The organism is Proteiniborus sp. (assembly GCF_040308045.1).
Lineage (GTDB): Bacteria > Bacillota > Clostridia > Tissierellales > Proteiniboraceae > Proteiniborus.
Genome location: NZ_JAWRHZ010000047.1, coordinates 1 through 15,400, shown reverse-complemented (window position 1 = coordinate 15,400; position 15,400 = coordinate 1). Strand labels below are relative to the sequence as shown.

Annotated in this window: 14 protein-coding genes and 1 pseudogene; 3 read left to right on the top strand and 12 right to left on the bottom strand. The window is 31.6% G+C overall.

Features of this window, described 5'->3' with window-relative positions; genetic code table 11:
* Positions 1–252, bottom strand: a pseudogene (locus tag ABV008_RS09875) (glutamate formimidoyltransferase); the annotation flags it as partial.
* Positions 253–848: 596 nt separating this feature from the next.
* Between ABV008_RS09875 and ABV008_RS09870 the strand changes: the two are divergent.
* Complete coding sequence (locus tag ABV008_RS09870; protein ID WP_352419657.1) at positions 849–1,544, top strand: cyclase family protein; 696 nt, start codon at positions 849–851, stop codon at positions 1,542–1,544.
* 117 nt (positions 1,545–1,661) lie between these two features.
* Here the strand turns inward: ABV008_RS09870 and ABV008_RS09865 are convergent, their stop codons facing one another.
* On the bottom strand, positions 1,662–3,335 hold the full coding sequence (locus tag ABV008_RS09865; protein WP_352419656.1) for a PucR family transcriptional regulator: 1,674 nt from the start codon (positions 3,333–3,335) through the stop codon (positions 1,662–1,664).
* A gap of 200 nt (positions 3,336–3,535) precedes the next feature.
* On the bottom strand, positions 3,536–4,174 hold the full coding sequence (locus tag ABV008_RS09860; protein ID WP_352419655.1) for a cyclodeaminase/cyclohydrolase family protein: 639 nt from the start codon (positions 4,172–4,174) through the stop codon (positions 3,536–3,538).
* Between the two features lie 535 nt (positions 4,175–4,709).
* On the opposite strand from ABV008_RS09860, the gene ABV008_RS09855 reads away from it, so the two are divergent.
* On the top strand, positions 4,710–6,062 hold the full coding sequence (locus tag ABV008_RS09855) for a uracil-xanthine permease family protein (protein WP_352419654.1): 1,353 nt from the start codon (positions 4,710–4,712) through the stop codon (positions 6,060–6,062).
* Positions 6,063–6,435: 373 nt separating this feature from the next.
* The gene (locus ABV008_RS09850) at positions 6,436–7,248 is read left to right on the top strand and encodes a formate/nitrite transporter family protein (protein WP_352419653.1); all 813 of its coding nucleotides are present in this window, start codon (positions 6,436–6,438) and stop codon (positions 7,246–7,248) included.
* Between the two features lie 88 nt (positions 7,249–7,336).
* On the opposite strand, the gene ABV008_RS09845 is transcribed toward ABV008_RS09850, so the two are convergent.
* The 9 genes from ABV008_RS09845 to ABV008_RS09805 all read right to left on the bottom strand — a co-directional run bounded on the left by ABV008_RS09845 (position 7,337) and on the right by ABV008_RS09805 (position 15,238).
* Positions 7,337–7,798 (bottom strand): MOSC domain-containing protein, encoded by a 462-nt coding sequence (locus ABV008_RS09845; RefSeq protein WP_352419652.1) that lies wholly within the window; start codon positions 7,796–7,798, stop codon positions 7,337–7,339.
* Positions 7,799–7,801: 3 nt separating this feature from the next.
* Positions 7,802–8,242, bottom strand: coding sequence for an MOSC domain-containing protein (locus ABV008_RS09840; RefSeq protein WP_352419651.1), 441 nt, complete (start codon positions 8,240–8,242; stop codon positions 7,802–7,804).
* 36 nt (positions 8,243–8,278) lie between these two features.
* Positions 8,279–8,749 (bottom strand): cyclic pyranopterin monophosphate synthase MoaC, encoded by a 471-nt coding sequence (gene moaC, locus ABV008_RS09835; RefSeq protein ID WP_352419650.1) that lies wholly within the window; start codon positions 8,747–8,749, stop codon positions 8,279–8,281.
* A 3-nt stretch (positions 8,750–8,752) separates the two neighbouring features.
* On the bottom strand, positions 8,753–9,709 hold the full coding sequence (gene moaA, locus ABV008_RS09830; RefSeq protein WP_352419649.1) for a GTP 3',8-cyclase MoaA: 957 nt from the start codon (positions 9,707–9,709) through the stop codon (positions 8,753–8,755).
* 83 nt (positions 9,710–9,792) lie between these two features.
* Positions 9,793–11,688 carry a molybdopterin biosynthesis protein gene (locus tag ABV008_RS09825; RefSeq protein ID WP_352419648.1) on the bottom strand — a complete coding sequence of 632 codons (1,896 nt, stop codon included), beginning with the start codon at positions 11,686–11,688 and terminating at the stop codon, positions 9,793–9,795.
* A gap of 68 nt (positions 11,689–11,756) precedes the next feature.
* Positions 11,757–12,983 carry a molybdopterin molybdotransferase MoeA gene (locus ABV008_RS09820; RefSeq protein WP_352419647.1) on the bottom strand — a complete coding sequence of 409 codons (1,227 nt, stop codon included), beginning with the start codon at positions 12,981–12,983 and terminating at the stop codon, positions 11,757–11,759.
* A gap of 1 nt (position 12,984) precedes the next feature.
* A complete protein-coding gene (locus ABV008_RS09815; RefSeq protein WP_352419646.1) occupies positions 12,985–13,617 on the bottom strand; it encodes an ABC transporter ATP-binding protein in 633 nt (210 codons plus the stop codon).
* A gap of 1 nt (position 13,618) precedes the next feature.
* The gene (locus ABV008_RS09810) at positions 13,619–14,308 is read right to left on the bottom strand and encodes an ABC transporter permease (protein ID WP_352419645.1); all 690 of its coding nucleotides are present in this window, start codon (positions 14,306–14,308) and stop codon (positions 13,619–13,621) included.
* Positions 14,309–14,401: 93 nt separating this feature from the next.
* A complete protein-coding gene (locus ABV008_RS09805; RefSeq protein WP_352419644.1) occupies positions 14,402–15,238 on the bottom strand; it encodes an ABC transporter substrate-binding protein in 837 nt (278 codons plus the stop codon).
* Positions 15,239–15,400: the final 162 nt, after the last annotated feature.

Genomic DNA, 15,400 nt, shown 5'->3' with positions numbered 1-15,400 from the left:
TGTACCTTTTTGTTCTTCCATGTTGATTAGCTCTATGGATTTTGCAGCCATGTTAAGAAGTGCTTTCTTAAGTGGTGCTGGCTCTCCTATTATTGTAACTACTGTTCTGTTAAAGTCATGCTCTGGCTCGTAGCTTACAAGTTTTACGCCTTCTACTTTTCTTACTTCTTCTACTACTGCTTCTATTACTTCTTTTCTTCTACCATCACTAAAGTTAGGTACTGCTAAGATATACTGTTTTTCTGCAGACATTTGTATCCTCCTTTTCTATTTTAAAGAATTTTACAAGCATTTTTATGTTGTTTTTTCTCTAAATACAGCATCTAATTTGCTTTAAGATTATAATACCATAAACAATGCTCATTTACCTTTGTTGTTTTTATATAAATCATTAAGGTTTTTGCATGAAATTTAGTGTTCATTTTTGTAGATCTTTTATATGTTGTCTCCTCTAAAATAATTATTAGTTGAGGTATTTATATAAGGGAGTTTTGTATTTTTCTGGTTTTTCTTCTGTTTTTCCTAAATCACATCCTTATCTTCGCTATTAGCTATCTTATTGTTTGTATAAAATTTACGAATGAATTTTTTTGATTAAATAGTATAATGATATTCAATAGTAAAATTGATTAATAGAATTATTATTGAATTTCAAATTACTGTATTGTGCTATAATATTATAGAAGATAACTGTCTTCCAAAATATTATGTGCCAATTAATAATATTAGATACAAGTATTTTCATTTATTTTTCTACCCATTATTTAGTTAAAATAACTTGTTGCGTATTTGTTTTTAAAGGGTAGCAAATAATTAAGCATAATAAAAAATAAGAAAGGAGTATTAAAATGAGTTTAAAATTAATTGATTTAACTCAAGACATCTATCAAGGTATGCCTCTATTTGGAATGCACCAAAAAACATTTATAATGACAAACCAAACTCATGAGCAAAACAAAAAAGACACAGGAAGTCCAACATTAGGATTCTATGCAAGAAATCTTCTTATAAGTGAGCATTGTGGAACTCATAGCGATGCAGTCATAGAATATAAGCCAGGAGGAGCAGATATTATAGAAATGCCACTAGAATACTACTATGGCAGTGCTATCTGCGTTGACTTAAGTCATATAAGATATCCCGACTACATAGAAGTAAAAGACTTAGAGAAAGCTTTAGCTAAATCGGGACAAGAAATAAGAAAAGGTGATATATTCCTTATGTATACTGGCCTATATAATAGAAGCTATGGAACTCCAGATTATGAAAATTATTATACTGGTTTAAGCTATGAAGCAGCTAAATGGCTTGCAGAAAAAGGAGTGGTAAATATAGGAGTAGATTCTCCTGCCATAGATCAGACACCTGATGACTTGAATTTCTCAGGACATCTAGTTTGTGGAGACTACAATATTACTAACACTGAAAACCTTTGTAACTTAGATAAGGTAGTTAACAAACGCTTCTTATATTTCGGACTTCCTTTAAAAATTAGAGGAGGTACAGGTTCTCCTATTAGAGCAGTTGCCTTGTTAGAAGAATAAAAAAGCAAATTATATTTGCTTGAAGAAAATTTCACTTATCTATAAATCACTTTCTTTTGTCTGCAAAATATTAAAGCCTGTATTCTTTCGAACCTAAAGAATACAGGCTATTTAGCTTTATTTTTTTAGTAGTTGTTTAATTTTAAGTGCAATTTCTAAATTTAACCTGTCACTAGGGTCTTCAAGACTCATATCAGTTATTTCATTTATTCTCTGTATCCTATATAAAACTGTGTTGTAATGTGTAAATAATACCTCTGACATTTTCTTTAAGTTTCCGTTATTTTCAAAAAAAGCCTCTAGGGTTTTAACTAGTTCCGTTGATTTTTTATTATCATATTCAACCAAAGGTTTTAATGTAGTGTTATAGAATTTTATTAATTCGTCCTCTATATGATCCTGACATAGTATTTTAAATATGCCAAGGTTTTCATAGTTTGTAATTGTTTTTTCGTTCAAAATTTTACCGGTATTTATAGCTTTAACAGAATCAAGATAGCTATTGTTAAAGTTCTCCAGTCCTTCGTATGGTCTTCCAATTCCAATTCTAAAATCTAAATCCTTAAATTTCTCAATTATTTCTTCAAAGCCTTTATTGATATCTTCTAATAGAGGTTCTATCTTTGTATCTTTTTTTAAGGATAACAAAATTTGAATCCTTTCGGTTTTACTTACTACTATAGCGTTAAAACCTAGCAGTTTTATAATATTTCTTTCTATCAAATCATGAATTTTAGTAATATACTGTTGGGTTTGCTCTGAACCTATGGATACCTTACTAGAACCTTCTTCTTTGCTTTTTATCTTTAGTGTTATGCTTACAAACCTGTCCTTCTTATTAATATTAAAAAACGGAGCCCTCTCTATGGCTTTTTCTACTCTTTTTTCTTCATGTGATATTAAGTCTTCTAAAAACTCTGACTTGTATCTGTTTTCAACTTCCCTAACTGAAAGAGCCTTAAGTATTTCAAGAGCCATAGTTGTAGAAGCAATCTCAAGAACAGATAGGTCATATCCTCCTAAAGGAGTGTTTGTTGACCATGCTACGATATGTCCATATATACTATCTTTCGCGACTATGGGGAAAATCATTCTTTTTATATACTTTCCTCCAATTAGCTCGTTACTTTCCTCTAATTTTTTCTCTTTAGTTCTATTTATATTAGGATCAAAGTATTTTTCAACATTTTCAAGTAAAAGTTCTCTTACCGAATCATCAATGTAATCAAAATGGGTAATTATTTCTTCTGGGAATTCAAACCTTACGTAGACAGGGTTTTTTACGCTATCGCTTATAAGCTTGACTATTTGATTTGTATTTGAACCTTTCAACATTGCATCCATAAACTGTTCATAAATTTTTTCTATCTTCTTCAATAGGTATGCCTGCCTATTAAATATTTCATTAAACAACGGAGTCATTATATCCGAAAGTGGTGTAGCATAATACAAATCAATAATTGGAAAATTCAAATCATCTGCTAAGCTTATTACTTCTTCAGAAAGAGACTCTAAATATGGATATATTTTTATGCCAATGCCAGCTAATTTCTTTTTAGCACATTCTCTAATAAGATTTTTTTGCTCTTCTATATTATCTTTTTTAAAGGAATAGGCAGTAGTTAAAAGAAGCTCGCCTTCATCAACCCAGTTTAAAATATCAGGATCAGCCATAACATTAACTTTAGATATAGTGTTTCTTATTCCTTTAAAGCCTGCTATAAGTTTGCAGTTTTTCATATATTCCATATTTAAAGCATCTTCTATGGTAATACCATTTTGTCTACCCATTTATAATTCCCACCCCCTAAAAAAATATTTTTCCGCAGTCTCGCAACACAAATTTATTTGTTCGCTATCGCTCACATAAATTTGGTGCTCGTTGCGTTTGACCTACCATCGATTTCCTGATAAAAGCATTCAGGAAATCGGGTTAGGTCATAAAAAGTAAGGAGGTCTAATTTACACCTCCTTACAAAACTATTTAAGTATTATAGTAGTTTTGAATATACTATTTTTAATGTTTCTTCTTTAAGTTCTTTACCTTCTTTAAGTAATAATTCACATTGTTTTCTTATTTCAGATACATAGGCTGTATCACTTATTCCACCTAGGTTAATTAAAACATTGAATAATGCACCCTCTAATCCAGCACAAGCAAGTAATGCTCCTACTCCTACATCAGTTATTGCATTAGGGTTACCGTAATCAGCAAATACTTTTTGAAGCTTTAACACTTCTAATGATTCTTTTGCCGCATCTAGAGGAACCTCCATAGCTTTCTTTAAAGCTTCTTCCATTGCAGCTTTTCTTGTAGCTTTTTCTTCTTCTGTTTCTTTTGGGAGCTTCATTGCACTCATATAATCATTAAAAGCAGTTGTATCTTCATCTATTAGTTCATTAAGTCTTTCTATATGTTTTGTAACTTTTTCAAAATTTCTATCTACTTGAGCTTTTTGATCTTCTTCTAATGCATTATAAGCTTTTCTACCAATAGTTAAATTTCCGACCATTGACGTTAAAGCTGCACCTAAACTACTTGCTAAAGCTGATACACTTCCGCCACCTGGAGCAGGTTCTTTACTTGCTACAGCAGCAACAAAATCTTTAACTGTTTTTTCTACTAGCATCATATTCCTCCTCATGTATTTTAGCCTTTTATTATTATTTATTAAATTACTACAATATATTCATATTTTAGCATAAATAATAGACAAAGTCTATGTATGTTTTTTATAACTAATTGCTTTTCAAAAAACAGAATAGTATAAACTCATAGGGCTAGAGACTTTGATATAACATGTTTGTAGAAATTTTTATTAACAAATTCTTTTTAAATCTCTTGTTAATAAATCTTTTTAAATCTCTTATTGGTTAATAATTTTTTCTTTTGTGTATTTTATACAAAATTATCAAAATTCTTTTCAGAAATCTTATCTTGTTAAACCTCAGGTTTTCAAGGTTATCCAAGGTTATTAATAATTTACATTTCATCAATTGCATACGTTTTCCATAATTTTTTACTTGCACTAAAATCAATTTTATTTTAAAATCATCAGTATGATTGAAATTTTTGTTAACTTTTCTTTTAAGGGGCAAAGCAATCGTTTTCAATTCTTATTAATTCATACTAAGTAAATCCAATTTAAAGGAGGAATATTTGTTATGAGCACAACAATATCAGAGAAAAATGTGATCAATAAACCAAATAAGCAGAATGTCTCATCTAAAAGTAATTCTGCGCTTCTTTATAAAATTGATGATCGACCACCTCTTTCCGTAGCTATACTTCTTGGTTTTCAGAACATAATAGCAGCTTTTGGGGGAATAGTAGCAGTTCCTTTAGTTGTTGCAGGAGCACTAGGTCTTTCAGTTCAGGATACCGCTTTCCTAGTAAGTGCAGCGATTTTTGTTGCAGGTATTGCTACTTTTATTCAAGCAAAGGGTATTTGGAAAATCGGAGCTAGAATTCCATGTATTATGGGAACTGACTTTACTTTCGTTGCACCATCTATTGCAGTAGCTTCTGCAGCAGGACTTCCAGGTATGTTTGGAGCTACAATATTAGGTTCATTTATTGAAATGATTATTAGTCGTTTCTTAAAACCACTTATGAGATTTTTCCCTCCAGTTGTTACAGGTACAGTAGTTACATTAATAGGCCTAACTTTACTTCCTGTTTCCATGGACTGGGCAGCTGGTGGATTTGGGGCAGCTGATTATGGTAGTATTACAAACGTTGCAGTTTCACTTGTAGTTATGACTATAATTATTTTATTAAATAGATATGCAAAAGGTATATTAAGTAGCGCTTCAATATTAGTAGGTATAGTAGTAGGTTATATAATAAGTTATCCTTTAGGAATGCTTGATTTTACTGCAGTTAAAGAAGCAAGCTGGATAGCACTACCAAGCATATTTAAATATGGTATTGATTTTAATCCAGTCAATGTAATTCCTTTTATAGCTGCATATTTAGTTACATCAATCGAAACTGTAGGATGTCTAATGGCAATTGGAGAAGCTTCTGAAGTAGAACTATCTAGCGAACAATTGAGTGCAGGATTATTAGCTGATGGTATAGGAAGCTTCATAGCTGGTTTCTTTGGTGCTGGTGCAAACACATCATTTAGCCAGAATGTCGGACTTATTCCACTTACTAGAGTTGCAAGTAGGTTTGTAATAATAGTTGCAGGTGTAATTCTAATGCTACTAGGATTATTCCCAAAGTTTAGTACTTTAATTGCTATAATGCCTAATCCTGTATTAGGAGGAGCTGGTATTGTAATGTTCGGTGTAGTAGCGGCATCTGGTATTAAGACTCTAGGTAGAGTTAAAGGAAATAATCGTAATTTATTAATTATTGCAGTTTCACTTGCTTTAGGACTAGGTACAACAATGAGACCTGATTTCTTAGCAAATTTACCAGGTATATTAAAAAGTCTATTTTCTTCAGGAATTAGTACTGGTACTATAGTTGCTCTTCTATTAAATATAATATTAAAAGAAGAAAAATAATTCGAAACAAAGTCCACCACAATATAAGAACAGGATTATTGATTATTAAAAATCATTAGGCTCAGTTCAATTGGAAATCTCCTCTTGAACCGAGCTTTTTATTACCTAATTAAATTATATAAAGCTATTGCATAACACTAATTGAAAACTGTTAAAATATTTTAACAACTTTTTAACAATTAATATTTCATTACGCATGCTAATGACATCAAAGTCTTATTAAGATATTTCTTGATATCTAGATATTCTTTAGTTTTAATAAATCCTTAATCAACTCACATTTTTTGAATATACTTGTAAATAGCTGGACAATATGATATATTATTAACAGAAAGTGGGTTAAATGTTTAACAATTATTAAGGGGGGTTTTTTATGTCAAAAGCATTTTTAGCACCAGGAGAAATTGCTGAAGCCACCATAGCCATAGGGGTTAAAAAAGCTAATCATTCCACTATTAACATGATAATTTTAGGTATACTAGCAGGACTCTATATTGGATTTGGTGGACACGCAGATATAACTATAATGCAAACGTTTTCTCAGATTGATGTTGGGGTTTCAAAATTTCTTGGAGGGGCAGTCTTTCCAATAGGCTTAATATTAGTTATTGTAGCAGGAGCTGAACTTTTCACAGGCAACTGTCTTATGACTATGGCTTTAGTTGATAAAAAAATTTCAATAAAGCAAATGCTAAAAAACTGGGGTCTTGTATATTTAGGTAACTTTATAGGTTCAATAATATTAGCGGCAGCTTTAGTATTTACAGGTGTATACAAACCTGGAAGCCCAATGGCTGAAACTGCTTTTTCTATAGCTACTGGGAAAATGACAGCATCAGTTGCTCAGATAATAGTAAAAGGCATCTTTGCAAATATTCTTGTTTGCCTTGCTGTATGGATGTCATTTGGTGCACAGGATATTACTTCAAAAGCTGTAGCTATATGGTTCCCAGTAATGACTTTTGTTATGCTCGGCTTTGAACATAGTATTGCAAATATGTTTTTCCTTCCACTTGCAAAATATATAGGCTTCGAAGTTTCATGGGCACAAATGTGGTTACATAACATAATACCTGCTACAATTGGTAACATCATAGGCGGCGCTATTATAATTCCGTTATTATATTATGTTGTATATATTAAACCTCAGCGCGAAACTTCAATCAAAAGCAATATAAATGCTTAACCTAAAAAGAACAAAGTGATATTAATCACTTTGTTCTTTTTCTCTGTTTTAAAAAATACTAAAGTTTTATCCTAGATTAGTTTATCATCTATAATAAATATAGATTATCTCCAACTTTAACTATTCCTTCTTTTATTACCTTTGCAAATACAACACCATGCTTGAGAGAACATTCTCCAAATCTTTTTACAATATTACATTCTGGAAAACATCTCTTCCCTAGTCCTGTAATCTTGAAGATAACAGAGCCTATAATAAACTCTTGACCTATAGTCAACTTACTTGTATCCAAATCTTTTATAGTTAGGTTTTCATAAAATCTATTAGCACAAAATCCATCTATTTTTATTGAATCAATTTCACTTCTACTCTCAGCAGCAAGTATACTAACTTGCCTATCTATAGAAGATGAATGCTTATCTCCTATAAGCCCATAGTCTTCTTTAAAAATACCTTCTTCGATTAACCTTGGAGTCACTCCCTTTGCATGGCTAGCATGAATAGCAACTACCTCTCCGATAAAGTTATTTTGTTCATAATCTAATTTCATAGACTAAAGCACCTCTATAATATCTCCAGGTCTTACTATTCCGCCCTTAACAACTCTAGTAAATATTCCTTCCTTTGGCATTACGCACTTTCCTACTTTCTGAGCAATAGCACATCCAGTGTGGCATTCCTTACCTATTTGGGTTACTTCTTGAATAGTTTCTCCAATCTTCATTCTAGTTCCTACAGGCAACTCATATAAGATTATTCCTTCTGTAGTTATGTTTTCTGCAAAACTGCCATGATCCAAGCCTTCTATTCCAAGTTCTTCCATTTTATTAAAACTCTCTATACCTAGTAAACTTACTTGTCTATGCCATTTCCCAGCATGTGCATCTCCTTCTAATCCAAATTCCTCGATAAAAACACCTTCTCTAATAGGTTTTTTAATAACACCCTTTGTTTCACTTATGTTTATATCAAGTACTTTAGCTCTTTTATTCATAATTACCCTCCTTTGCTTTACCTGAATTAAGTGCGTTTACTCTTTTCTAACATACTCTCCTGATTTACCACCAGTTTTTTTAATAAGCTTTATATCACTTATTACCATATCTTTATCTATTGCCTTGCACATGTCATATATAGTAAGAGCTGCTAAAGATACTGCAGTTAACGCTTCCATCTCTACGCCTGTTTTTCCTACAGTCTTTACTTCTGATTTTATTTCAATGCTATCTTCAAAAATATTAAAGCTAATGTCTGCTCCAGTTAAAAAGATATTGTGACACATAGGTATTAGATCACTAGTTTTTTTTGCTCCCATTATCCCTCCAACTTGTGCTACCGAAAGAACATCTCCTTTTTTTATAAGCCCTTCTTTTATCATATTAATTGTTTCTTTCTTCATTTTTATAATACCTGTGGCTACTGCTATTCTTTTTGTATCTTCTTTTCCGCTAACTTCAACCATGTATGCTCTTCCACTTTCGTTGAAATGAGTAAACTCCATTTTTTACCCTCCTATTTGATACATACTATCACTAATATATTGTCCATCTTCTAAATGATGTGATTCAGGTTTGCTTTTTACAGCATTTAAAATAATTTCTTCTAAATTTTCACCTTTTCTTAGCTTGTCCTTCAAATCTATCTCTTCATTAGAATGAAGACAAAGCTTTAGCTTTCCTTGTGAAGTCAACCTAACCCTATTGCAGTACTCGCAGAACTTACATGATATAGGATTTATGATACCTACTCTTCCCTTTGCATAGGGAAGCTTATAATAAACAGCAGGTGATGAAGGATCTAGTCTCTCTACTTTTTCTAAAGCACTTACCTTATTTAATATTACTTCATTTGATACAAAGTTTTCCTCTGCCCATTTTGACGCTTCTCCTATAGGCATTAGCTCAATGAATCTTATATCTATTTCTTCAGTCTTTGTTAGGTTAACAAAATCCTCAATTTCATTTACATTAAATCCTCCTATAAGAACTGTGTTTATCTTTATAGGAGTAAGACCTTCAGACTTTGCTGCTTCTATTCCCTCTAATACATCTTTTAGTCTTCCGCCTCTAGTTATTTGAGAGTACTTCTTTTCATCTAATGTGTCTAAGCTTATATTTACTCTTCTAAGACCAGCTAATTTTAAATCTCTTGCATATTTCTTCAAAAGAATCCCATTAGTAGTCATAGCCAAGTCTTTTACTCCATCTAATTTAGCTATCTTGTCAACTAGACCTACTATCCCTTTTCTTGTAAGAGGTTCTCCTCCTGTTAACCTAATCTTATTAACGCCTAAAGAAACAAATACCTTTGCTACTTCATATATTTCTTCAAGTGACAATACATCCTTATGTTCAACCTTACATACTCCTTTTTCAGGCATGCAATATTTACATCTCAAATTGCACAAGTCTGTAAGGGATATGCGGAGATAACTTATGGTTCTTCCAAATGAATCTTTCATCTAATCACCCATTCCATATAGTCTTTAGCTAGCTAAATACTTTCTCATCTTCAGCTGCTAATAATTCTATTGTCTTTTAATATTCAGTTTATTAAAATTACTTTCCCAGCTTCTTCTAGTTCATATCCTCCAAGTGACACAACCCTTTCTTTAAATTCATCAGAACTTAAGATCTTTATAAATTCTTTTACCATCTCATCACCTAAATATTCTTGTGTGACCAGAAAGTCATAATTTTCATATCCTACACTGACAAAATCTAAATCAAGAGCTTTAGCTGCAGAATAAATCCCTAAACCAGTGGTAGCAGACCCCGTCTTTACTGCTGTCGCTACTGCCATATGTGTAGTCATTTCCCTATCATAACCTTTAATATCTGAAGACTTAATATTGTTCTTGTTAAGATAGTAGTCTAACAATATTCTAGTACCTGCACCTCTTTGCCTGTTTACAAAAACTATATCTTTTCTTGCTAAATCTGTAAAGTCTTTTATATCATTTTTATTTCCTTTTTCGACAATAAACCCTTGGAGCCTTTTTACTCCTTTTATTATTGCCATTTTATTTCCCGGGAAATATTTTCTAACATAACTAATATTATATTCTCCGGTTTCTGTATCAAGCAAGTGTATTGGAGATATATGACATTCTCCTCTTTTCATTGCCAGTATTCCTCCCATACTACCTACATGACCTGAAGTAAGCTTAATCATGTCTGAAATTACATCCATTATTAAATCATGACTTCCTATAGAAACTAAAGTCTCTTTAATATTGTTTAAAGGCTTTAATAATTTAACATCAACTATATCTCCTACTTCTATTCCCTCTAGATTTTGTGGGATAATTGCTATTCCATCTGCCTTAACTAAGCTCATAGTTACTCCTGCTCCTCCTGGCAGAGGAGTGGCTATAAGCTTGTTATTGACATATCCTAGGTTTACTCTAACTAGTTCTCTGTTTTTTAAAGAAGATACTATTCGTTTTGATACAGTAGCTTTAACAATTGATTCCCTTTCTTCTTTAAGCCCTACATATTTTAATATTAAAGGTTTAACAAAAGTATCAAATACTAAATAAGCAGAGACTGGATATCCTGGTATTCCTATAACGGGTTTACCTTGAACTATTCCTAGAATTGTAGGCTTACCTGGTTTAAGAGCTACGCCATGAACTACTACTTCACCTATCTCTTCAATTATTTTTACAGTATAATCCTTTGTTCCAGCTGAAGAACCAGCATTTACTAATAGGATATCATTTTCATTGATACCCTTCAATAGTGAACTTTTTAGCAATTCATATTCATCTTCCATAGGACTATATCTATTTGGAACTCCACCATATTCTTCTATTAACCCTTCAAAAACTCTTGAGTTAGATTCAAGTATTTTCCCTATGGTCAAGCTGTTAATATCGTCTATTATTTCTGTTCCAGTTGGAATAATTCCTACCCTCGGTTTTTTATATACCTTTATTGTTTGAATTCCACCTGAAATTAAAGCCCCAATATCTATAGGTCTTATTTTATGTTTTGATGGAATTACCATTTCTGTAGCTACTATATCTTCTCCTATAGGTCTTATGTGCTGCCAAGGGTGAGCAGCCTTTAGTATCTTTACCTTACCATTTCCTAATTCTATTACATCTTCTATCATAATAACAGCATCATAATGTTCTATTACTGGATTACCTGTATTTATATAAATGAAATCTTTATTAAACTCTAGTATTTTAGGATTAGCGTCACTAGCACCTTCAGTATCTACTGACTTTACTAATATCCCATCCATTGCTGCTGCATTGTAATGGGGAGATGAAGTCTTTGCATATACTGCTTCATATGTTACCCTTCCTAATGCTTTTAGGATTGGAACCTCTTCAAATTTATACTCGGTAAATATTCTTTCAAAGTACATTTTTTTAGCTTCGTCAACATCTGTATTGCCAATATATATATTTCTCTCTTCTTTTTTCAATAGTTTCCCTCGCTTTCTATTGTATTTTTTGCCCAAAACCTAGTTCTTTAACTATAGATCACTATAATCTATAAGAAGTATACTTCTCTTACATCCCCTTTGGAGATTCCCTCCTCATGTGGTTTCAATACTATATATCCATCAGATTTTGAAAGCAATGTTATCATTCCTGATTTCCCAAAGCTAGGCACTGCGTAGGTTTTGCCATTTCTTTCTATTGTGTTTACCATTTGATAAGTCTCTTTTCCTGGTGAAGAAGGAAAATTAAAATCTAGTATTGCAGTTGTCTTATTAATATTTTCTTTTACATTCATCATATATTTCATAAAGTACTCTATGAATACCTTAAACACTATAACAGATGAAACTGGATGACCAGGAAGTCCAATTATTGGCTTGCCTTTTCCTTCACCTATAATAGTAGGCTTGCCTGGCTTTATAGAAACTCCATGAATGAATACGCCTTTTCCATTAAATGAATTTATAACCTTGCTCGTATAATCTCTTGTTCCTACAGAACTTCCTCCTGAAATAATTACAATATCTGATAAAAACAATGCCTCTTCAACACTATTTCTAAGTAACTCAAAATCATCTTTAACAATACTTCTACCAACAACTTCTCCACCTAATTTAACTATTAGTGAATAAAGAGCATATCCATTAATATCTCTTACTTTTCCCATTGTAAGTTTTTCATCTATATCTACTATTTCATCACCAGTTGATATTATGAAAAATCTAGGTTTTTTGAATACTTTTATTTTTGATATTCCAAGTGCTGCCAAAGCCCCTATATCTTGGGGAGTGAGCTTTTTCCCTTTCTCTATGACCTTTTCTCCTTTCTTTATATCGTCTCCTTTTAAAATCGTATTTTCTCCACATGAAAGAGGTTTATATGCCATAAGAGTTGAATCATCTAGTTTTTCTGCATACTCAATCATTATTACTGCATCTGCTCCGTCTGGTATCATTCCACCTGTTGGGACATAAATGGCTTCTCCACTAGAAATTTTAATATCTGTATTTTCTCCCATTCTTACTTCTCCCAAGAGACTTAAAAAACTTGGTATAGATTCACTGGCTCCATGAGTATCAGAACTTTTAACGGCATATCCATCTACTGTAGAGCGATTAAATTCTGGCACATTATTATAAGCTAGGATGTCTTCTGCAAGAACTCTATTAATCGAATCTAATATATTAATCTCCTCTAGCTCAAAGTTAAATTCTTTAAAAGTCTCTAACATCATCTTCTTTCCTTCTTCAACTGAAACTACATTAAAAAAATCCATCCTATAAACTCACCCTTCCATTTTCAAGATAAATAATATTGTCACATATTCTATCTGATTGCTCTAAATTATGTGTAACTATTATGACAGTTGCTTTAGTTTCTTTATTAAATCGTAAAATTTCTCTTTCTAACACTTTTATAGATTCTGGGTCTATGTTTGATGTAGGTTCATCTAATAAAAGTAATTTAGGCTCGAATACTAAAGCTCTGGCTAATGACACTTTTTGTGACTCACCACCAGAAAGTAAATGCGCCTTTTTCTCTTTAAGCTCATTTATCTCTAATCTATCAATAATTTCATTAACTTTTTTTTTAATATCCGCTTTATTTATGTTTCTAACTCTTAGCGGATATTCAATATTATAATAAACCTTTCTTCTAAAAAGATAGGGTTTCTGAGAAACTAATGTCATTTTATTATAGATCTCCCGATTTATGACCTCTTGGTCATAAATGATTGTTCCTAGATATTTTTCATCTAGCCCTGCTATAATATTAAGTAAAGTGCTTTTGCCAGAACCGTTTGGTCCAATGATTCCAGTTATTTTTCCTTTTTCGATTTCTAATAAGTCTATATCTAACACTTGCTTTTCATTATATATTTTTTTAATATTGCTTAAAGAGATTTTCAAATTAATCCTCTCCTTGATATGAGTAAATTAAACTGTTTACTCCAAATGAAATTAATAGAAGAACAATTCCTAAGGCTATAGCCATTGGATAGTCTCCCATAGAATTCATCATAGAAATAGTTGTTGTAATAACTCTAGTATGTCCTTTTATATTTCCTCCAACTATCATAACTGCTCCAACCTCTGAGATAGCTCTTGAAAAAGCTGTAGCTACATTAACTAAAATATCTATTCTAAACTCTCTTATTATAAGTATTATTATATCCGTTTGTTTTGCACCCAAGGTTTTGCCTGTCTTTTCAATTATCTTCCCTCTATTTTTTGAAAGATTATATGTCAGCCCAAGTATTAGAGGTGTTACTAGTATAGTTTGAGCAATTATCATAGCTGTAGGGGTATAAAGTAAATCTAAAAATCCTAATGGTCCTCTTCGCGAAAGAACTATTGCAACTAATAATCCTACTATTACTGAAGGAATGCTCATAAGTGTATAGATTATTCTAGAAAATAATCGTTTCCCTTTGAATTCTTTTATTCCCAAAAAAACACCTAAAGGTATAGTGACTATTGAGGAAATAATAGTAGATATAGATGATACAAATAGAGATAGTAATATTATTTTATATACATCTTTATCTAAACTTATAAGAAGACTTCCCGCTTCTTTAAAGCCATTTAAAATATAGTCCACTGCTATCACCTTCCCTTTTATATAATCAAATTAAAAAATAGCCACATGCTGCCATTGAGGCTAAGCATGCAGCTAATAAAATTTTCTTACAGTTTATTTTGCATTAGGTATAAATAATGCCATTCCATATTCCTCTACACCATATTTTCCTATTAGGTCTTGTCCTTTTTCAGATAGCATCCAATCCATAAACGCTTTTGCACCTTCTGAATTTATTTTGTCATTTTTTTCTGGATTTACTGGTATTATACCATACTGATTAAATAAATTCTCATCTTTTTCTATTATAATATCGAGATCCAATGTATCTTTTAAACTTAAATAGGTTGCTCTATCAGTTATTGTATACCCTTGCTTTTCTGAGGCTATTTTTAATACATCAGCCATTCCACTACCAGCTGATATGTACCATTCTCCTTGTGGTTCTATGCCTGTTTCCTTCCATATTGCTAGTTCCTTTTTATGAGTACCAGAATCGTCACCTCTAGATATAAAGGTTATATTATTTTCACTAATAAAACTCAATGCTTTTTTTATGTCGTTACCAGGTTCAACTTGCGTTGAAGATTTTGCTAGATTATATTTGGGACCTACTAATATAAAGTCATTATACATTACATCTTTTCTTTCTAATCCATGTCCTTCATTTACAAATTCTTCTTCTGATGCCTTTGCATGAACTAACAATACATCTGCTTCTCCATCTTTTCCCATCTGAAGTGCCTTGCCAGTACCTACTGCGATAACCTTTACTTCTATTCCAGTATCTTCTGTAAATTTAGGAAGTAAATAATCTAATAAACCACTATCCTGTGTACTAGTTGTTGTTGAAAGTATAATACTTCCACCTATCTTTTTATCTGTGGAACAGCCAATTAATAAAGTTAATGCAAGTAAAGCGCTTAAACCTACTACTAAAAACTTTTTCATAATTCTACTCCTCCTTTTCTATTGGTATTGTCAAAAATCTTAATAGAGATTTCTAACAACCCTTGATTTTTGAATATTTGTATTGCTTAAAAATCCTTACCCCTTGCAAGGGATAATTATTTTAATATCTTTATAAACAAAAATGGATGACAAATCCCCATT

Coding starts and splice junctions, on each gene's coding strand:
- ABV008_RS09870 (WP_352419657.1), top strand. CDS start 849: ATGAGTTTAAAATTAATTGATTTAACTCAAGACATCTATCAAGGTATG.
- ABV008_RS09865 (WP_352419656.1), bottom strand. CDS start 3,335: ATGGGTAGACAAAATGGTATTACCATAGAAGATGCTTTAAATATGGAA.
- ABV008_RS09860 (WP_352419655.1), bottom strand. CDS start 4,174: ATGCTAGTAGAAAAAACAGTTAAAGATTTTGTTGCTGCTGTAGCAAGT.
- ABV008_RS09855 (WP_352419654.1), top strand. CDS start 4,710: ATGAGCACAACAATATCAGAGAAAAATGTGATCAATAAACCAAATAAG.
- ABV008_RS09850 (WP_352419653.1), top strand. CDS start 6,436: ATGTCAAAAGCATTTTTAGCACCAGGAGAAATTGCTGAAGCCACCATA.
- ABV008_RS09845 (WP_352419652.1), bottom strand. CDS start 7,798: ATGAAATTAGATTATGAACAAAATAACTTTATCGGAGAGGTAGTTGCT.
- ABV008_RS09840 (WP_352419651.1), bottom strand. CDS start 8,242: ATGAATAAAAGAGCTAAAGTACTTGATATAAACATAAGTGAAACAAAG.
- moaC (WP_352419650.1), bottom strand. CDS start 8,749: ATGGAGTTTACTCATTTCAACGAAAGTGGAAGAGCATACATGGTTGAA.
- moaA (WP_352419649.1), bottom strand. CDS start 9,709: ATGAAAGATTCATTTGGAAGAACCATAAGTTATCTCCGCATATCCCTT.
- ABV008_RS09820 (WP_352419647.1), bottom strand. CDS start 12,983: ATGGATTTTTTTAATGTAGTTTCAGTTGAAGAAGGAAAGAAGATGATG.
- ABV008_RS09805 (WP_352419644.1), bottom strand. CDS start 15,238: ATGAAAAAGTTTTTAGTAGTAGGTTTAAGCGCTTTACTTGCATTAACT.